Below are 18,332 nucleotides of genomic sequence, written 5' to 3'. Positions count from 1 at the left end.
CGCGGGCAGTGGTGCGTGGCGACCTCTTCTGGGGGTTGCAGAGTGCGCTGGACCGGCGGGGCCTCGGGCCCGTCGCCGGTGTCGACGAGGCAGGGCGCGGTGCTTGCGCCGGCCCGCTCGTCGTGGCCGCCTGCGTCCTGCGTTCAGGCGACGCCGCCCGGCTTCCCGAGCTCACCGATTCCAAGGTCCTCACGGCCAAGGCCCGTGATCGGGTCTACGACCGGGTGGTTCAGCGTGCGCTGGACTACGCGGTCATCGTCATCCCGGCGGCCGAGGTCGATCTGTTCGGCATCCACGTCATGAACCTCGAAGGCATGCGACGTGCCGTTTCGGCGCTGCGGAAGACTCCGGGGTACGTCCTGACCGACGGATTCCGTGTCTCCGGGCTGCCCGCGCCGAGCGTGCCGGTGATCAAGGGGGACAAGGCCGTCGCGTGCGTGGCGGCGGCATCCGTGCTGGCCAAGGTCACGCGGGACCGGATCATGGGCGACCTGCACGACGTCCACCCGCACTACGGCTTCGACGTCCACAAGGGCTACAGCACCACCGAGCACAGCGCGGCGCTGACCACGCACGGCCCGAGTCCGGTACACCGCTGGTCGTACGCGAATGTGGCCACCGCGGCCGCCGCACACCGGGCCAGCCCGCCTCACCCGGTCGTGCTGACCGTCGCGGCACTGGAAAACCCGAGCGTGCCGATACGTGCCCTCGGCCCTTACGTGGGTAACAATGAACGCTCCGCCGCTGGAATATCAGCAGAATCGCGAGGAGGGGCGCGGATTTCATGAGCGCAGAGGATCTCGAGAAGTACGAGACCGAGATGGAGCTCTCGCTTTACCGCGAGTATCGCGACATAGTCGGCCAGTTCTCGTACGTGGTGGAGACCGAGCGGCGGTTCTATCTGGCCAACGCTGTCGACGTGCAGGTGCGCGACGGCGGCGGTGAGGTGTACTTCGAGGTCCGCATGTCCGACGCGTGGGTCTGGGACATGTACCGGCCGGCCAGGTTCGTCAAGCACGTCCGGGTCATCACGTTCAAGGACGTCAACGTCGAGGAGCTCGACAAACCGGATCTCCGGCTGCCCGAGGACGGTCCGTTCTCCGGCTGATCTTTCCTAGTACATGAAGGCCCTCCTCAGTGCGTCTAGCGCACTGAGGAGGGCCTTCATGTACTTCCGGGGCGCCTAGCACGGACCGCCGACGCTTTCGTCCCGCGAGGCCGGATCGCGCCCGAGTTATCCACAACACCCCGGTTGTCCACAGGCGGGCGGATTGAGTCTGGTCGCCGCCCGATCACCCTGGCAGCGTTGATCGCACACGCACTGTGACGATCGCTGAGGGGGGATCGAGATGACGAGCACGGCAGAACAGCCGTCCGCCGGGGCGCCGCACATCGAGCTGGGGCGCTGGGGAGAAGAACTCGCGGTCCGGCATCTGGAGAAGGCGGGCTACGTCGTCCTGAGCCGCAACTGGCGTTGCCGCGACGGCGAACTGGACCTCGTCGCGACGGACAGGAAACGCCTGATCTTCTGCGAGGTGAAGACCAGGACGGGAGTGGGCTTCGGCAGCCCCGCCGAGGCGGTGACCCCGGACAAGGCGGACCGCATCCGCCGTCTCGCGCACCAGTGGCAGCGCACGTTCATGCTCCGCTGGTGCTCCGTCCGCTACGACATCGTCGCGATCGTCGCCCGGCCCGGAGCCCAGCCGCATGTCCGGCATATCAAGGCGGCGTTCTGAATGGCGCTGGCGAAGGCCTGGTCCGTCGCGCTCCTCGGCGTCGACGGCAAGATGATCGAGATCGAGGCCGACATCGGCGGCGGGTCGCCGAAGGTGACGATGGTGGGGCTGCCCGACACCGGGTTGAAGGAGGCGAAGGACCGCGTCCGGTCCGCCGTCCGCAACTCGCAGCAGACCTGGCCGGACGAGCGAGTGATCCTCGGCCTGTCCCCGGCGAACCTGCCGAAGGTGGGGTCCGGCTACGACCTGGGCATCGCGGCGGCGGTCCTGGCGGCGACGGGAGCGGTTCCGGCCACGAAGCTGCTGAACACCGTGCTGCTCGGCGAGCTCGCCCTCGACGGCAGGGTGCGGGCCGTCCGCGGAGTGCTGCCGGGCTTGCTGGCGGCGCGCAACGCCGGGTACCGGCGGGCGGTCGTCCCCGCCGAGTCGTTGTTCGAAGCCGCTCTAGTGGACGGTCTGGAGGTTGGCGGGGTGGCCCGGCTGAGCGACTTCGTGGACTGGCTCAAGGATGAAGGGGAACTTGCCCGGCCCGAGCCCTTCGCCGACCAGGAACCGCCCCAGGTTCCCGATCTCGTCGACGTCGTGGGACAGCCGGAAGCGCGGTGGGCACTGGAAGTGGCCGCGGCGGGCGGGCATCACCTGCTGATGACCGGCCCTCCCGGGGTGGGCAAGACGATGCTCGCGAAACGCCTTCCGGGCCTCCTTCCGCGGCTGACCGCGGAAGAGTCGCTGCAGGTCACCGCGGTCCATTCGATCGACGGTTCGCTCTCCCGGTCCGCACCGCTGGTCACCGTGCCGCCGTTCGTCGCGCCGCATCATTCGATCAGCGTGCCCGCCCTGATCGGCGGGGGCAGCGGGCTGGCCGTGCCCGGGGCGATCAGCAGAGCGCACCGGGGAATCCTGTTCCTCGACGAGGTCTGCGAGTTCGGCCCGGAACGGCTGGAGTCGCTGCGCACGGTGCTGGAAGAGGGCGAAGTGCGGATCGCGAGGGTCAAAGGCGCCGTGCGGTATCCGGCACGTTTCCAGTTGGTGCTGGCGACCAACCCCTGTCCTTGCGCCCCGGCGAAGGACGCCGATTGCACGTGCTCGGCGGCCGCGCGCCGGCGGTACTTGGGCAGGCTGTCCGGCCCGCTACTCGATCGAGTGGATTTGCGGGTTCGGCTGCGGCCGCTTTCCGCGCTCAGCGCACACCTGAGCGAGCCGCCCGAACCGTCGGCGGCCGTCCGTGAACGGGTGCTGGAGGCTCGCGAGCGAGCCGGAAAACGCTGGGCGGAACAGGGCTGGCCGACGAACGCGGAAGTGCCCGGCCCGGCGCTGCGCCGCGAGTTCGCCCTGCCAACGCAGGTCACAGCGCTGCTGGACCGGGCGCTCGAGCGGGGTGCGATCACCGCGCGCGGCGCCGACCGTTGCCTTCGCATCGCCTGGACGCTCGCCGATCTGAAAGGTGCCGAGAGCCCGGAAGCGGACGAGGTCGCGGCCGCCCTGAACTTTCGGGAGAGGTCATCCGGATGAGTGAATTCGAGGCCGAACGGATCGCGCGGTCGTACCTGCTGCGCGTGGCCGAGCCCCCGGCACCCGCCTTGGCCGATTTCGTTAGTGAACACGGCCCGGTCCTCGCCGCGGAACGGGTGCGGCTGGCCGAGTGCCCGCCGAAGGTGCGCGACGAGACGGCCGCGCGGCGAGCGCACGACTACGCCGAGCGTGATCTGGAGCGGGCGGCCGCCGGCGAGACCCGGCTCGTGATCCCGGAAGACGGCGAATGGCCTGCCTGGCCGTTGCTTTCGCTGGCCGTCGCCCAGAACAGGGGCGTCTCCGGGACGGCGCCTCCGCTGGCGTTGTGGGTCCGCGGCCCGGCCAGGCTCGACGAGGCGGTGGACCAGGCGATCGCGATCGTCGGCGCCCGCGCGGCGACCGAGTACGGCGAGCACTGCGCGGCCGAGATGGGTTATCACCTGGCCAGCCGGGGGATCCCGGTGTTCTCGGGGGCGGCGTACGGCATCGACGGCGCGGCTCACCGGGGTGCGCTGAGCGCGTGCGGCACGACGGTCGCTCTACTCGGCTGCGGAATCGATGCCGGCTACCCGGCCCAGCACACGACCTTGTTGCGCACCATCGGGAAGACCGGCGCGGTGGTCAGCGAGTACCCGCCGGGAACCTCGCCCGCCCGGCATCGCTTCCTCGTCCGGAACCGGCTCATCGCGGCGCTCACCGAAGGGACGGTCGTGGTCGAGGCGGGCAGGCGCAGCGGCGCGCGGAACACCGCGGGTACGGCCGGGGCACTGGGCAAGGTCGTGATGGCGATGCCGGGGCCGGTGTCGTCCGGGATGTCCGCCGGTTGCCACGCACTGATCCGCGAAGGCGAGGCGACGCTGGTGACCTCGGTCGACGAGATCCTCGAGACCGCCGGGCGGCTCGGGCAGTCCGTCGCGGATCCGTCGAAACCACGCCGCCGCACTGATCGGCTCGGCCCGGAGGCGCTGCGAGTCCACGACGCGCTGTCCGAACGGTCGGCGAGACCCGAGGAACGGATCGCCGCCGAGTCCGGCGTCCCGGTCGAACGCGTCCGCGCGCTGCTTCCCGAACTGGAACTCGACGGCTTCGCGGAAAGGGGTGACGCAGGGTGGCGAAGACGGATCGCCAAGACCTGAGTGGCCTACACCCGAGACGCCATCCCGGCACGATCCGACCACGGACACCACAACAGGGTGCGGCGATACTTGACCATCCGCCGTACATCGCGCAGCGTGATCGGCATGCCGTCGACCGAAGGTCCCCACGGCACGGGAAAACGCGCCCGCAGACCCGATCTGCGCGCCGCCCGTGCGGCGCTGCCGGAGCCTGTCCGGAAGCTGATCGACGACTACGAGCGGCACCTCTCCCTCGAACGCGGGCTGTCCGCGCATACGGTGCGTGCCTATCTCGGCGATGTGGTGTCGCTGATGGGCTTCGTGGACGGGAACGGCGGCCGGTTGGAGGATCTCGACATCGGGACGCTGCGTGGCTGGCTGGCCCGGCAACGCGAAGAAGGGGCCAGCCGGACGACGCTGGCCAGGCGAGCGGCGGCGGCGCGCACCTTCACCGCGTGGGCTCATCGAGGCGGGGCGCTCGCGTCCGATCCGGGCGGCAGGCTGGTGGCGCCGCGCGCGCATCGCAAGCTCCCCGGGGTCCTCCGGGCGGACCAAGCGAGTGAGGTCATGCGCTTCTCAGCCGCCGGTGCCGAACAGCGGGACCCGGTGGCCTTGAGGGACAGTGCCATCGTGGAACTGCTCTACGCGACCGGTGTGCGGGTCTCGGAACTGTGCGGACTGGATACGGGCGACGTCGACTTCTCCCGCCGTGTCGTGCTCGTGCTGGGCAAGGGCGGCAAGGAACGCGTCGTGCCGTTCGGCGTCCCCGCCGAAGCGGCCCTGCGGGTGTGGCTGGACGAGGGCAGGGGAAAGCTCGCCGTCGAAACCCAGGGGCAGACCGAAGCCGCGCTCTTCCTGGGCGCACGGGGAGGCAGGCTCGATCCGCGGGCGGCCCGCCGGGTCGTCCATGACGCCGTCGGCTCGGTGCCGGGTGCGAACGACATGGGGCCGCACGGCCTGAGGCATTCCGCGGCCACCCATCTGCTCGAAGGCGGTGCCGATCTTCGGAGCGTTCAGGAACTGCTTGGTCACGCTACGCTGGCCACAACGCAGCTCTACACTCATGTGACCGTCGATCGGCTGAAGGCGATCCACGACCGCGCACACCCCCGGGCCCGATGATGCCGGGGAGGACTCGGCAGGTGACCCGGCGGCCCGAACCGGCGGCGCACGCGCATCCGCACGAGCACGGAGACCACCCTGAGTCGCATGCTGAGAACGGCGGTCCGATGACCGCCGACCCACATGTCACCGAAGCCGCCGGGAAACACCGTCCCGGCGGGGACGGTCCTGCCGTCGCGTCCGAATCGCGGTCGGGCTACGAGGTGGACGCCGGGATCCAGGCGCTGTGGCGGGAGTTCACCGAGGCGCCGGACCAGATCGTGCGCGACAGGCTCGTGCTGCACTACGCCCCGCTGGTCAAATACGTCGCGGGCCGCGTCGGCACCGGCCTGCCGACCCACGTCGACGTCGGCGACCTGATCCAGTCCGGGATCTTCGGCCTGGTCGACGCGATCGAGAAGTTCGAACCCGCCAGGGGCCTGCGGTTCGAGACCTACGCCATGCAGCGCATCCGGGGTGCGATCCTCGACGACCTCCGTTCCCAGGACTGGGTCCCCCGGGCGGTGCGCAGCAAGGCCCGCGAGGCCGAACGCGCGCTGGAACGCCTCGGCGCCCGGCTGAACCGCACGCCGACCGACGCCGAACTGGCGGCCGAGCTCGAAATCAGCGTCGACGACCTGCGCGAGTTCTACGGCCAGATGCAGCTGACCAGCGTCATCGCACTGGAAGACCTGGTCGCCGCCGGCAAGGACAGCGGCTCGCTGGTCGACACCCTGCCCGACGACGGCGCCGTCGACCCGGTGGCCGTCCTGGTCGACCAGGACAACCGCCGCCAGCTGGCACAGGCGATCGCCCAGCTCACCGAACGCGACCGGATCGTGGTCGGCCTCTACTACTTCGAAAGCCTGACCCTCGCCGAGATCGGCAAGGTCCTCGGCGTCACCGAGTCCCGGGTCAGCCAGCTGCACACCCGCGCCGTCATGCGGCTGCGCGCGAAACTGGTCGAGCAGGCCTAACCGCGCAGGTCGACGGTCAGGTCGTCGGCGGGGCGGGCCGTTCGACGACCGGAAATCCGCAGGGTCGCGCGTGACCGGTCCGATCGTGGCGGGGTGTGTGGAAATAGGGACACTCAACGTCCCTATTTCCACACACCCTCACCTTGAGCGGCACCTCAGGTCTTCACCAGCCACGCCGAGTGGCGGGTCACGTGGCCCCTCTGGCTGCTGTTCCCAATGCCTCATTCGAGACGCTGAGCGACTCAAATGAGGCATTGGGAACAGCGGATGGGTGAAGGCATCTCTTCGTCTACTCACTTACGAGTCCCCCTCCCAAGGTTTGAGGCGGATCTCCGACGGCTCGCCGATCAACGCCAGCGGATCGACGTACTCCTCGCCCCGCCGGACGCCGAAATGCAGGCAAGCCGGTTCCGGGCAGCCCGGATGGCCCGCGGCGAGCGTCCCGAGCACCTGGCCCCGGTAGACCTGGTCACCCGCGGTGACCATCAGGGCGACGGGTTGGTAGGTGGTGCGCAGCCCTCCTTCGTGATCGATCGAAACCACCCCGCGGCCCGCCACCTGCCCGGCGAACATCACCACTCCTTCGGCGGCGGCGAGCACGTTCGTCCCAGGCGCCGCGGCGAGGTCGACGCCTCGGTGACCGGGGCCGTACGGCGTCGACGGCGGCTCGAAGTACCTGGTGACGCTCGGTGCCGGGGAGAGCGGCCAAGAGAGGCGTCCCAGCGGTATCGGGGCGCCCCTGGCCGTTCCCGGCATCGCCGAAGAGGTCAGGATCGCGAGCACGGTCGCGAGGACCGCGAGGCGGGGAAGGCGTCGTGGGCGCCCCGGGCGGCGGTGCCTGCCGCCGGTGCGGTCGATCGCGAAAGAATGCCTGGTGACAGGGCGGGAACAGGTCGTCATCGTCATGTGTTCCAGCTTGGGCGCCCGGCGTGGCGGGCGGGGCGCGCCGGTGGAATCTGTGGATAACCGAGCCGGTTGTGGACAACCGCTCTCATCAGGGGCTGCCGGTGCGGTAGGCGGTGACGACGGGGAGTAGACTTCTTTGCGCGGTCCGCGTCAGCGGGCTGACTTCGCGTGCACGTGCGCGCTCCCGATGGCCGATCTCCTCACGGAGGGTCAGGACAGACGGGGGTACACGGCCCGGCGGTCCCTGGGGTCACTTCACTCCCGGGTCCGGGCCCGAGCATCTGCACCAGGGCGATCGGCCACCCGGCCGTGAGCGACGAACCGAAAAGCGCGGTCCCGGCGGAGCCGGGCGCGCACGACACAGAAGAGGTTGATTCCGGCAATGGCCGTCGTCACCATGAAGCAGCTGCTCGACAGCGGCGTGCACTTCGGGCACCAGACCCGTCGGTGGAACCCGAAGATGAAGCGCTACATCTTCACCGAGCGCAATGGCATCTACATCATCGACCTTCAGCAGACGCTGACCTACATCGACCGCGCGTTCGAGTTCATCAAGGAAACCGTCGCGCACGGCGGCACCATCATGTTCGTCGGCACCAAGAAGCAGGCCCAGGAGGCCATCGCTTCCGAGGCCGCCCGCGTGGGCATGCCCTACGTGAACCAGCGCTGGCTGGGCGGCATGCTGACCAACTTCCAGACGGTGCACAAGCGTCTGCTCCGCCTGAAGGAGCTCGAGTCGCAGGAGCAGACCGGCGGCTTCGCCGGCCTGACCAAGCGCGAGATCCTCACGCTCACCCGTGAGAAGGACAAGCTCGAGAAGACCCTCGGCGGTATCCGCGACATGGCCAAGGTGCCGAGCATCGTGTGGATCGTCGACACGAAGAAGGAGCACATCGCCGTCGGCGAGGCTCGCAAGCTCAACATCCCGGTCGTCGCGATCCTCGACACCAACTGCGACCCGGACGAGGTCGACTACCCGATTCCGGGTAACGACGACGCGATCCGTTCGGCCGCGCTGCTGACCAAGGTCGTGGCCGAGGCCGCCGCCGCCGGTCTGATGGCCCGCTCCAGCCGCAACGGTGGCTCCGCCGACACCAAGCCCGAGCCGGGTGTCGTCGCCACGGACGAGCCGCTGGCCGAGTGGGAGAAGGAGCTGCTCGCCGGCTCCGAGACCGCCGCCGCGGACGCCAAGGAAGCCGCCGCCGCGACCGGCGCGACCACCGAAGTTCCCGCCGAGGCGCCCGTCGAGGCTCCGGCCGAGCAGGCCACCGCCTCCTCCTGATCCACCAGCCCGCGGGGCCGCCTCCGGGCGGCCCCGCGGGTCACCTCTTCCCAAAGACTTTCTCGTACCTGAAAAGGACGGACAACGCACGATGGCGAACTACACCGCCGCAGACGTGAAGCGCCTCCGCGAGCTGACCGGCGCGGGCATGATGAACTGCAAGAAGGCGCTGGAGGAGACCGACGGCGACTTCGACAAGGCCGTCGAGTTCCTGCGCATCAAGGGCGCCAAGGACGTCGGCAAGCGCGCTGAGCGCGCCACCGCCGAGGGCCTCGTCGCGGGCCAGGACGGCGTGCTGATCGAGCTCGACTCCGAGACGGACTTCGTCGCGAAGAACGAGGACTTCCAGGCTCTCGCCGCGAAGATCGTCGAGGTCGCCAAGGCCGAGAAGACGAGCGACGTCGAGAAGCTGAAGGCCGCCTCGCTTGACGGCAAGACCGTCGACGAGACCGTCCAGGAGATGGCCGCGCGCATCGGCGAGAAGCTCGAGCTTCGCCGTGTCGCCGCCTACGAAGGCACCACCGCCACCTACCTGCACCGTCGCGGTGCGGACCTTCCGCCCGCCGTCGGCGTGCTCATCGAGTACACCGGTGAGGGCGAGGCCGCCGCCGAGGCCGCTCGTGGTGCCGCCATGCAGGTCGCCGCGCTCAAGGCCAAGTACCTCACGCGCGAAGAGGTCCCGGCCGAGATCGTCGAGAACGAGCGCCGTGTCGCCGAGGCGACCGCCCGCGAAGAGGGCAAGCCGGAGCAGGCCATGCCCAAAATCATCGAGGGCAAGGTCAACTCCTACTACAAGGACAACGTCCTGCTCGAGCAGCCGTCGGTCAAGGACAACAAGAAGACCGTCAAGGCCCTGCTCGACGAGGCCGGCGTGACCGTGAGCCGGTTCGCCCGGTTCGAGGTCGGCCAGGCCTGATCCAGGCGCGGAACACAAGAGTCACCACTGTGCCCCGTCTCCGTCCATCGGGGACGGGGCACAGTCGGGTTCAGAGCATTAGGGAGGGCGACATGGGTGTCCGGGTCGAAGGCGGATACCGGCGGGTGCTGCTGAAGCTGGGCGGCGAGATGTTCGGCGGCGGTTCCATCGGGGTTGATCCGGATGTGGTGCACTCGGTCGCTCAGCAGATCGCCGACGTCGCACGCACGGGCGTGCAGATCGCCGTCGTGATCGGCGGCGGCAACTACTTCCGCGGCGCGGAACTGTCGCAGCGCGGCATGGACCGTGACCGCGCGGACTACATGGCGATGCTCGGCACCGTCATGAACTGCCTGGCACTGCAGGACTTCCTGGAGAAGGAGGGCCTGCCCACCCGCGTGCAGACCGCCATCACCATGGGGCAGGTCGCCGAGCCGTACATCCCGCGCCGCGCCGAGCGTCACCTGGAGAAGGGCCGCGTCGTCATCTTCGGCGCCGGGGTCGGCATGCCGTACTTCTCGACCGACACCGCAGCCGCGCAGCGCGCGCTGGAACTCGGCTGTGAAGCCGTCTTGATGGCGAAGGCGGTCGACGGTGTCTACACCGCGGACCCGAAGAGCGACCCGACGGCCGAGATGTTCCACGAGATCAGCCACCGCGAGGTGCTGGAACGGGACCTCAAGGTCGCCGACGCCACCGCGTTCAGCCTGTGCATGGACAACAACATGCCGATCATCGTGTTCAATCTGCTCACCGAGGGGAACATCGCTCGCGCGGTCAGTGGTGAGAGGATCGGCACCCTGGTCGACACCCCCGCAGACGGGGTACCCGCGTAGTCCTGCTCTGTTCTTCGCAACCGGTACGAATACACAACAACGGGAGTTGCCGTGATCGACGAGACCCTCCTCGACGCCGAGGAGAAGATGGAAAAAGCGGTGTCCGTCGCCAAGGAGGACCTGTCGTCGGTGCGCACCGGCCGGGCCCACCCTGGGATGTTCTCGCGCGTTGTCGTCGACTACTACGGCGCGCCGACCCCGCTGAACCAGCTGGCGGGCGTCAACATCCCCGAAGCCCGGATGGCGTTGATCAAGCCTTACGACCAGACCTCGCTCAACGCCATCGAGAAGGCGATCCGCGAGTCGGACCTCGGCGTCAACCCGAGCAACGACGGCAACGTGATCCGCATCGTCATCCCGCAGCTCACCGAAGAGCGCCGCAAGGAGATGGTGAAGGTCGCGAAGGCCAAGGGTGAGGACGCCCGCGTCTCGATCCGCAGCGTCCGCCGCAAGGCCAAGGAAGAGCTGGACCGGATCAAGAAGGACGGCGAGGCTGGCGAGGACGAGGTCGTCCACGCCGAGAAGGAACTGCAGAACCTCACCGACTCGTACACGCACAAGGTCGACGAGCTGGTGAAACACAAGGAAGCCGAGCTACTCGAGGTCTGATGAGCCAGGTGAGCGAGGAACGCGAGGACCGGGTGGACAACCCGGAACCGGTTCCGGCCACAGCGCCGGATTTTGCAGCGCCGGATTCCAAAACCGTGCCGGAACCGGCGCAGAAGGTTTCCCGCGCCGGCCGCAACCTGCCCGCCGCGATCGGGGTCGGGCTGCTGCTGGGGGCGGCGATCGTCACGTCCCTGCTCACCGTGCGCTTTTTGTTCATCGGCATCATCGCGATCGCCATCGCGGTCGGCACGATCGAGCTCGCAGGCGCCCTGAAGCGGGCCGCGGGCATCCAGATCGCGCTGGTCCCGGTGCTCGTGGGCGGTCAGGCGATGATCTGGCTGGCGTGGCCGTACGGTCGCGAGGGCGCGCTGACGGCGTTCGTGCTGACGGTGCTCGTCTGCCTGTTGTGGCGGTTGCCCGGCGGTGCGGACGGCTACCTGCGTGACATCAGCGCGTCGGTCTTCGCCGTCGCGTACATCCCGCTTTTCGGTGCCTTCGCCGCGATGCTCGTCCCGCCGGAGGACGGCGTCGGCCGCGTCCTGGCGTTCATGATCGGCGTCGTCGCTTCGGACACCGGCGGCTACATCGCCGGTGTGCTCGGCGGCAAGCATCCGATGGCGCCCACCATCAGCCCGAAGAAGACCTGGGAAGGCTTCGCCGGTTCGCTCGTGGCCGGTGTGGTCGCCGGCGCGCTGACCCTGAGCCTGCTGCTCGAGGGGCACGCCTGGCAGGGTGTGCTGTTCGGCGCGGCGATCGTCTGCACCGCGACACTGGGCGATCTCGTCGAGTCGCTGATCAAGCGCGACCTCGGGGTCAAGGACATGGGGAACATGCTGCCGGGGCACGGCGGGCTGATGGACCGGCTCGACTCGTTGCTCCCCTCGGCCGTCGTCTCCTGGCTCCTGCTCTCGGCGTTCGTCCCCGTTTAGGCGAGACCTATGTGACAACCTCGGTGCACTGGGCCAAGGTCGGAGTATGCGAACTCGACGGATGAGTAAGCGACTTCTGGCCTTGGCACTGAGCGTGGTGACGCTCGGAGCCCTGACGACAACCGTGGCGGAGGCGGGCGAAAGCCCGGTCGTCCGCACGGATTCCGGTTCCGTTCGCGGGGTGAGTACCAGCGAATACCGGAGTTTCCAAGGCATTCCGTTCGCCGCGCCACCGGTCGGCGACCTGCGCTGGGCGCCACCGAAGAGACCCGAACCGTGGACCGCCGTGCGGGACGCGAGCAAGCCAGGGCCCCGGTGTGCGCAGGGGCCGGGCCTCGGCTCGGGACCGAGCGACAGCGAGGATTGCCTGTATCTCAACGTGATCAGCCCGGCCAAACCGGCGCATCGACCGCGTCCGGTGATGGTCTGGGTGCATGGCGGCGGCTTCACCTCCGGCGCGGGCAGTGATTACGACTTCAAGCGGATGGCCCTCGGCGGGGACGTCGTCGTGGTCTCCGTGAACTACCGGCTGGGCGTGTTCGGCTTCTTCGGCCACCCCGAGCTCGGCCGCGACTCCGGTACCTTCGGGCTCGAAGACCAGCAGGCCGCACTTCGCTGGGTGCAGCGAAACGCGCGCGCGTTCGGCGGGGATCCCCGGAACGTGACCCTGTTCGGGGAATCGGCCGGCGCGATGAGCACCTGCGCCCAGCTGGCGTCCCCGTCCGCCGCGAGACTGTTCCACCGCGCGATCATCCAGAGCGGTCCGTGCACCCTGACCTGGCCCGACGGCGGGTTCTTCCCCGGTGTGCCCGCGGGATCGCCGTACCTGCCCCGCGCCGACGTCGAGGCCATGGGCGCTGACGCCGCGAAGAAGCTGGGCTGTGCCGACGTCGCCTGTCTCCGGCGGCTTTCGGTCAAGGACCTGGTGAACCAGCCGCTCGGGACGCCCGCGTTCCATACCGGCCTGCTGCCCGAGCATCCGGCGACCGCCCTGAAGTCCGGGCACTTCGCCCGCGTGCCGGTGCTGACCGGGGTCACCAGGGACGAGGCCAGGTTGCTCGTCGCCTTGTATCCCGGGCAGCCGTTCACCGAGGAGCATTACCAAGAACTGCTGCGCACCGCGTTCAAGGACAAGGCGCCGCTCGTCGCCGCCGAGTACCCGTCGGCGAAGCACGGTGGCCCGGCGATGGCGTTCGCGGACGCCATGACCGACCGGACCTGGGGCTGCCCCCAGGCCGGGACCGAGCGATTGCTGCGCGAGCGCACCCGGACTTACGGCTACGAGTTCGCCGATCGGGACGCTCCGCCGCTGGCGCCTATGCCGCCCGGAATGAGTCCGGGCGCTTCTCATGGATCCGAATTGGCGTATTTGTCTGATATGACCGCGTCCTCGGGGAAACTGACTCCGGCGCAACAGAAGCTCGCGGCGCAAATGATTCGGTACTGGACCGGATTCGCGCGGACCGGGAATCCGAACGATGCAGAACTGCCGAAGTGGCGTCCCACGCCGAAGACGCAGTCGCTCGCGCCGGGCGAGATCGGCCCGGCCGACCTCGCGACGGTGCACAACTGCGGATTCTGGTCGGGTCTCTGACGCGAGAGCCGGGGTGACACGGTCACCCCGGCTCTTCGGCTCAGTCGTCGTAAGGATCGTCGACTTCGGCGCTGCCCCAGCCTTCGATGGCCCGGGAGTGGTCGATCACGGCGAACACCGAACCGTCCGGATCGGCGAGGATCGCCATCCGGCCGTACGGGGTGTCGTAGGGCTGGACCACGACGGCGCCGCCGAGCATCAAGGCCTGCCCCGCCGCGGCGTCCGCGCCCCGGGCCGGATCGAGTTCGAGGTAGACCATCCAGTGCGGGGGAGTGTCCGGCCGGTACTCCGAGCCCATCACGTACCGGTAAAGCACCGGTTCGTGCTCGATGAGCCATTCGGCGTAGTCGAGCGAGGTGCCGTCGCCGATCTGGTGGCTGGTGTAGTTGAAGAGGCGGCAGTAGAAGTGATCCGCCGCCGCGCCGTCGTGGGTGTTGAGATCCGCGCCGCTGAAGGTGTTGGGCACCCCCGTCGCGAACTCCCAGGTGGCGGGCGGTTCCCAGAAGACGACGTGCGCGCCGCACGCGTCGACGGCGTGGATGATGTTGCCGCGGTGGGGAATCGTCATCGGACCGAGGGTGACCCGGCCACCGAGACTGTCCACCCATTCGGCGGCCGCGGCCGCCTGCGGCACCGAGATGTGCACGCTCCAGCCGGACGGCCCGTCCGTGCCCGAGCGGTACAGACCACCGGTGGGGACGCCGTTCAGCGTCGCGATCGAGTATCGGCCGTTCGGCGTCGCCGGATCACGCTGGACGGTGAACTCCCAGTCGAAAAGTCCGCTGTAGAAGGCTTGTGTGGCCGCTTCGTCTCTGCACGCGAGCTCGATCCAGCACGGGATTCCTGACGGGATGACGGAAGTGTGAGCGGCCGAGCCAAGCGACATGCGGTTCTCCCTTACCGGTGGGAGTAAAGTCTAGTCGCTATCCGCATTGTTTCCGTCAAAGATTTCGACCTGGATGGCCCGGAACCCGGCCCGCTGTCCCATCGTTGGAGCTTCCGTGCGCTGGTTTCCCCGAGCTGTCTCCTCTTTTCGCCGCGGCGGCGACGAAGTACTGCCGAGTCCGAACATTTGGTACTACCAAAAGGCCTACGAGGTCGAGAACCGCGCGCAGGACGTCGACGACGAGATTTGGCGGGTACTCGCCGGGCGGCGCGACTGGTCCGGGGCGGACGTGCTCGACCTCGGCTGTGGTGACGGATTCCACTTGCCGCGCTTCGCGGAGACGGCGCGGTCGGTGCTGGGGGTCGAACCCCACGAACCGCTCGTGCGCGCCGCGAGGCTTCGGGTCGGCGAATTGCCGAACGTCGAGGTGCGGCAGGGCCGGGCGCAGCGGCTTCCGGTGCCGGACGCGGCTTTCGACGTCGTCCACGCGCGGACCGCGTACTTCTTCGGTCCCGGCTGCGAACCCGGCCTTCGTGAAGCGGAGCGGGTGTTGCGGCCCGGTGGAACGCTGATGATCGTGGACCTCGACGTGACGAGTGAGCCCTACGGCTGCTGGATGCGGCTGGATCTGCCGCATTACGACCCGCCCGGCGTCGAAAAGTTCTTCGCCCGTCAGGGATTCGACTGCCGCAAAGTGATGACGCGGTGGGAGTTCGAGGACGCCGCCGCGATGGAGGCGGTGCTGAAGATCGAGTTCAGCGCCCCGGTCGCGGCGAAGGCGATCGCGGAGGTCCGGCGCCTCAACGAGGTTTCGTCAGGCGCCGGTGAAGCGCGGATGACGCTGCCGGTGGGCTATCGCGTGCATACGCGCGTCAAGCCCACCGGCCTCGTCGTGCCAGGTCACTCCGCGTCCTCGGCGGGCGCCTCGGCCTGAGCGGTGTCGTCGTCGGCCTCGCCGAGGATGCCGTAGATCGTCCGGCGTGCCTCGTTGAGCACGTCGACGGCGCGGGACTGCTGTGCCTCGCTGCCGGCGTGCATGACCTGCATGACCGCGGCGGCCAGGGTCGCCCCCGCCTTGCGCAGGTTCACCTCGGCCGGGTCGACGTCGTGGGCGATCTGCTCCCACGGCGGGACGGCGTCCTGCTGTTCGGCCGCGGCGCGACCGGACTCGGTGAGTTCGAACAGCTTCTTGCCGCCCTCGTCCTTGCTGGTCACCAGGCCTTCGTCGGCCAGCATCTGCAGGGTCGGGTAGACCGAGCCGGGGCTCGGCTTCCAGAAGCCGCCGCTGCGCTCGCCGATCTCGCGGATGATCTCGTAGCCGTGCCTCGGCTGCTCGGAAAGCAGCGCGAGGATCGCGGCGCGGACGTCACCGCGCTTGCCGCGCCGTCCGCCGGGGCCACCGCGACGGCCGTGGCGATGCCGGTGGCCGGGTCCGCCGGGGCCCCATCCCGGAGGCGGGGGGAATTCGCCGAAGCCGCCGCGTGCCCAGGGCCCGAAGGCGGGTCGGCCGTGTTCTGGAGGGAAAGGTCGTCCTCGCATGATGTGAATCCTCTCTACGTAATGTTCCGACACGTTCACGATATATCGGAAACAGTCGCAAGGCAACCTCCTTCCGGCGAGCTGGCGGGAAGAAGGCACGTGACCTGGGGAACAGTGATCCGGGGCGGCCCGGTCGAGTCGGAGGTGGACATGGGAGACTGGTTGGGCTATGACTGCCCTCCCTCTCGTCTTCGACGCGCCCAAGCGCGGCCTCCCGCCGCGCCACCTCGCCGACCTCACCGCCGCCGAGCGGGCCGAGGCCGTCGCCGAGCTGGGTGAGAAGCCGTTCCGCGCGAAGCAGCTGTCGAACCACTACTTCTCGCGGCTCACGGTGAACCCGGAGGAGATGACCGACATCCCGGCGGCGTCCCGGGACAAGCTCGTCGGCGATCTGATGCCGACGCTGCTCACCGAGGTCAAGGCGCTCGCCGCCGACGACGGCGCCACTCGCAAGACCCTGTGGCGCGCGCACGACGGCACGCTGCTGGAAAGCGTGCTGATGCGCTACCCGGATCGCGCGACCCTGTGCATCTCGAGCCAGGCGGGCTGCGGCATGGCCTGCCCGTTCTGCGCGACCGGCCAGGGCGGCCTCGACCGGAACCTCTCGACCGCGGAGATCGTCGACCAGGTCCGCTCGGCCGCCGCCGTGATGCGCGACGGCACCATGCCCGGCGGCCCCGGTCGGCTGTCGAACATCGTCTTCATGGGGATGGGTGAGCCGCTGGCGAACTACAAGCGGGTGGTCGCCGCGGTCCGCCGGATCACCGATCCTTCTCCCGACGGGCTGGGGATCGGCCAGCGTTCGGTGACGGTGTCGACCGTCGGCCTCGCCCCGGCCATTCGGAAGCTGGCGGACGAAAAGATGCAGGTGCGGCTGGCCGTTTCGCTGCACACGCCGGACGACGAGCTGCGGGACACGCTGGTGCCGGTGAACGAGCGCTGGTCGGTGGACGAGGTGCTGTCCGCCGCCCGGTACTACGCGGACACGTCCGGGCGCCGGGTGTCGATCGAGTACGCGTTGATCCGGGACATCAACGACCAGCCGTGGCGGGCGGAGTTGCTCGCGAAGCGTCTGCGTCAGCACCTGGGGCAGCTGGTGCACGTGAACGTGATCCCGTTGAACCCGACCCCGGGCAGCAAGTGGGACGCCTCGCCGAAGCCGGTGGAGCGGGAGTTCGTCCGGCTGGTGAACGCCGGTGGGGTCGCGTGCACGGTGCGCGACACGCGTGGCCAGGAAATCGCGGCGGCCTGCGGGCAGCTCGCCGCCGAGAACTGAGTTTCCTTTCAGTGATGGAGAAATTGTCGTGATGTATGCCCCCAGCCTGCTGGACCCGGCTGCGGATGAGCTGAAGCTGGCGGACGTGATCGGCCACGGTGCGACCGGGGTCGCGCGCGAGGCCAGGACGTTGCTCGGCGAGCGGTTCAGCTCGGTGACCTTCATGTACGTCCTGATGCGGGCGTTCGAGGTGGAGTACACCGCGGCGCGCGACGCCTCTCGGTGGCACGAGTTCCACGGCGGGCCGTACGCGTTGTCGGACGCCGATCTCGAAGCGCTGCTGGCGCCCTGGCTCGGGTCTCAGGGCCGTCCCGCGGTCGCGTCGATCAACTCGTAAGCCAGGTCGAAGCGGACCCCGTCGGGGTTGGTCAGTCCCTTGTCCGCGTACCAGGATTCGTCGGCCTCCGGATGGGGACCGCTGACGCCGACCCGTCCCTTCCCGTACGGGGCGACGACGACCGCTGCCGTTCCGTTGTCGTAAGTGGCCAGGACGGTGGCGTCGGCTCCGCTGTCCAGCAGCATGGCTGGTCCGTCCTGGAAGTACATGTGCCGGGGCTTGCCCCGCCAGTCCACCCGCACGACGGTGTCGCGATCGTCGGGGACCGAGGAACCGGGTGAGCCCGCGTACGCGTCGGTGTCGCCGGGCAGGAGATCGAAGCCCGGGCCGCGGCCGGCGAGGTAGGCACCGAAGCACAGGCCCAGGTAGCTGCCGCCTTCCCTGACCCAGGTCCGGACCACCTCGGCTGAGCCGCGCAGGTCGCGCCAGGTTCGTTCGAGGTCGGCGCCGCCGCCGGGCTGGACGTACAGCGCCGCTCCGGCCAGCGCGGCGGCGGTCAGGTCACCGGGACCCACGTACTTGACTTCGAACGGCCGCGGCGCTTTGCACAACAGGGTGGCCACCGCCGGGGCGCAGTCCGAGCACCCCTGCGGACCGTTGTAGATCAGCGCGAGGGGCGGTTTCGCGGGCTCCCGCCGGGCGCCCGGAAGAGCTTCCGATCGGGCACACCCCGCGGCCGCCAACGCGGCGGCGGGGAGGATGCCGAAGAGCAGCCGGCGGCGATCGATACCTGGCATGACTTTCGTTCTCCTCCGCCGTCGAGTGGCCCCACTTGATCAGC

The 18,332-nt window shown here is 69.2% G+C and carries 20 protein-coding genes; 16 read left to right on the top strand and 4 right to left on the bottom strand.

Going from position 1 to position 18,332, the window contains the following annotated elements; genetic code table 11:
- Positions 1–8 precede the first annotated feature (8 nt).
- The 7 genes from ACZ5IK_RS09865 (at position 9) to ACZ5IK_RS09835 (ending at position 6,441) form a co-directional block, all read left to right on the top strand.
- A complete protein-coding gene (locus ACZ5IK_RS09865) occupies positions 9–788 on the top strand; it encodes a ribonuclease HII (protein WP_465487647.1) in 780 nt (259 codons plus the stop codon).
- Complete coding sequence (locus tag ACZ5IK_RS09860) at positions 785–1,108, top strand: DUF2469 domain-containing protein (RefSeq protein ID WP_003096226.1); 324 nt, start codon at positions 785–787, stop codon at positions 1,106–1,108. The genes ACZ5IK_RS09865 and ACZ5IK_RS09860 overlap by 4 nt, the downstream gene beginning before the upstream one ends.
- A gap of 241 nt (positions 1,109–1,349) precedes the next feature.
- A complete protein-coding gene (locus ACZ5IK_RS09855) occupies positions 1,350–1,736 on the top strand; it encodes a YraN family protein (protein WP_101609647.1) in 387 nt (128 codons plus the stop codon).
- Positions 1,737–3,248, top strand: coding sequence for a YifB family Mg chelatase-like AAA ATPase (locus ACZ5IK_RS09850; protein WP_465487368.1), 1,512 nt, complete (start codon positions 1,737–1,739; stop codon positions 3,246–3,248). It begins immediately after the preceding gene.
- Positions 3,245–4,384 carry a DNA-processing protein DprA gene (gene dprA, locus ACZ5IK_RS09845; RefSeq protein ID WP_465487367.1) on the top strand — a complete coding sequence of 380 codons (1,140 nt, stop codon included), beginning with the start codon at positions 3,245–3,247 and terminating at the stop codon, positions 4,382–4,384. Before ACZ5IK_RS09850 ends, dprA begins: the two co-directional genes overlap by 4 nt.
- A 105-nt stretch (positions 4,385–4,489) precedes the next feature.
- Positions 4,490–5,485, top strand: a complete 996-nt coding sequence (locus ACZ5IK_RS09840) for a tyrosine recombinase XerC (protein ID WP_465487366.1) — start codon at positions 4,490–4,492, stop codon at positions 5,483–5,485.
- Between the two features lie 20 nt (positions 5,486–5,505).
- Complete coding sequence (locus tag ACZ5IK_RS09835) at positions 5,506–6,441, top strand: FliA/WhiG family RNA polymerase sigma factor (RefSeq protein ID WP_465487365.1); 936 nt, start codon at positions 5,506–5,508, stop codon at positions 6,439–6,441.
- A 297-nt stretch (positions 6,442–6,738) separates the two neighbouring features.
- On the opposite strand, the gene ACZ5IK_RS09830 is transcribed toward ACZ5IK_RS09835, so the two are convergent.
- Positions 6,739–7,347: a M23 family metallopeptidase gene (locus ACZ5IK_RS09830; RefSeq protein WP_465487364.1), complete on the bottom strand. Its 609-nt coding sequence runs from the start codon at positions 7,345–7,347 to the stop codon at positions 6,739–6,741.
- Between the two features lie 382 nt (positions 7,348–7,729).
- Between ACZ5IK_RS09830 and rpsB the strand changes: the two genes are divergently transcribed.
- From rpsB to ACZ5IK_RS09800, 6 genes are all read left to right on the top strand, one after another.
- Positions 7,730–8,629 carry a 30S ribosomal protein S2 gene (gene rpsB / locus ACZ5IK_RS09825; RefSeq protein ID WP_101609643.1) on the top strand — a complete coding sequence of 300 codons (900 nt, stop codon included), beginning with the start codon at positions 7,730–7,732 and terminating at the stop codon, positions 8,627–8,629.
- Between the two features lie 91 nt (positions 8,630–8,720).
- On the top strand, positions 8,721–9,545 hold the full coding sequence (gene tsf, locus ACZ5IK_RS09820; protein ID WP_465487363.1) for a translation elongation factor Ts: 825 nt from the start codon (positions 8,721–8,723) through the stop codon (positions 9,543–9,545).
- 92 nt (positions 9,546–9,637) lie between these two features.
- Positions 9,638–10,381, top strand: coding sequence for a UMP kinase (gene pyrH / locus ACZ5IK_RS09815; protein ID WP_005154669.1), 744 nt, complete (start codon positions 9,638–9,640; stop codon positions 10,379–10,381).
- A 51-nt stretch (positions 10,382–10,432) separates the two neighbouring features.
- Entirely contained in the window at positions 10,433–10,990 is a 558-nt protein-coding gene (gene frr / locus ACZ5IK_RS09810; protein ID WP_101609641.1) for a ribosome recycling factor, read from the top strand.
- Positions 10,990–11,919, top strand: coding sequence for a phosphatidate cytidylyltransferase (locus tag ACZ5IK_RS09805; protein ID WP_465487362.1), 930 nt, complete (start codon positions 10,990–10,992; stop codon positions 11,917–11,919). The genes frr and ACZ5IK_RS09805 overlap by 1 nt, the downstream gene beginning before the upstream one ends.
- Before the next feature lie 61 nt (positions 11,920–11,980).
- Positions 11,981–13,513 carry a carboxylesterase/lipase family protein gene (locus tag ACZ5IK_RS09800; protein ID WP_465487361.1) on the top strand — a complete coding sequence of 511 codons (1,533 nt, stop codon included), beginning with the start codon at positions 11,981–11,983 and terminating at the stop codon, positions 13,511–13,513.
- 40 nt (positions 13,514–13,553) lie between these two features.
- Here the strand turns inward: ACZ5IK_RS09800 and ACZ5IK_RS09795 are convergent, their stop codons facing one another.
- Positions 13,554–14,399, bottom strand: coding sequence for a VOC family protein (locus tag ACZ5IK_RS09795; protein WP_465487360.1), 846 nt, complete (start codon positions 14,397–14,399; stop codon positions 13,554–13,556).
- Positions 14,400–14,514: 115 nt separating this feature from the next.
- Between ACZ5IK_RS09795 and ACZ5IK_RS09790 the strand changes: the two genes are divergently transcribed.
- The gene (locus ACZ5IK_RS09790; RefSeq protein ID WP_465487359.1) at positions 14,515–15,333 is read left to right on the top strand and encodes a class I SAM-dependent methyltransferase; all 819 of its coding nucleotides are present in this window, start codon (positions 14,515–14,517) and stop codon (positions 15,331–15,333) included.
- Here the strand turns inward: ACZ5IK_RS09790 and ACZ5IK_RS09785 are convergent.
- Positions 15,300–15,938, bottom strand: a complete 639-nt coding sequence (locus ACZ5IK_RS09785) for a PadR family transcriptional regulator (protein WP_101609636.1) — start codon at positions 15,936–15,938, stop codon at positions 15,300–15,302. The genes ACZ5IK_RS09790 and ACZ5IK_RS09785 overlap by 34 nt on opposite strands.
- Before the next feature lie 169 nt (positions 15,939–16,107).
- On the opposite strand from ACZ5IK_RS09785, the gene rlmN reads away from it, so the two are divergent.
- Entirely contained in the window at positions 16,108–17,214 is a 1,107-nt protein-coding gene (gene rlmN / locus ACZ5IK_RS09780; protein WP_465487358.1) for a dual-specificity RNA methyltransferase RlmN, read from the top strand.
- 31 nt (positions 17,215–17,245) lie between these two features.
- A complete protein-coding gene (locus tag ACZ5IK_RS09775) occupies positions 17,246–17,551 on the top strand; it encodes a hypothetical protein (protein WP_465487357.1) in 306 nt (101 codons plus the stop codon).
- Here the strand turns inward: ACZ5IK_RS09775 and ACZ5IK_RS09770 are convergent.
- Complete coding sequence (locus ACZ5IK_RS09770) at positions 17,515–18,288, bottom strand: BPL-N domain-containing protein (RefSeq protein WP_465487356.1); 774 nt, start codon at positions 18,286–18,288, stop codon at positions 17,515–17,517. The genes ACZ5IK_RS09775 and ACZ5IK_RS09770 overlap by 37 nt on opposite strands.
- Positions 18,289–18,332 lie beyond the last annotated feature (44 nt).

Source organism: Amycolatopsis sp. NPDC031561 (genome assembly GCF_055580625.1).
Note: the sequence above shows the minus strand (reverse complement) of the source record. Positions and strands in the feature narration are given on the sequence as shown.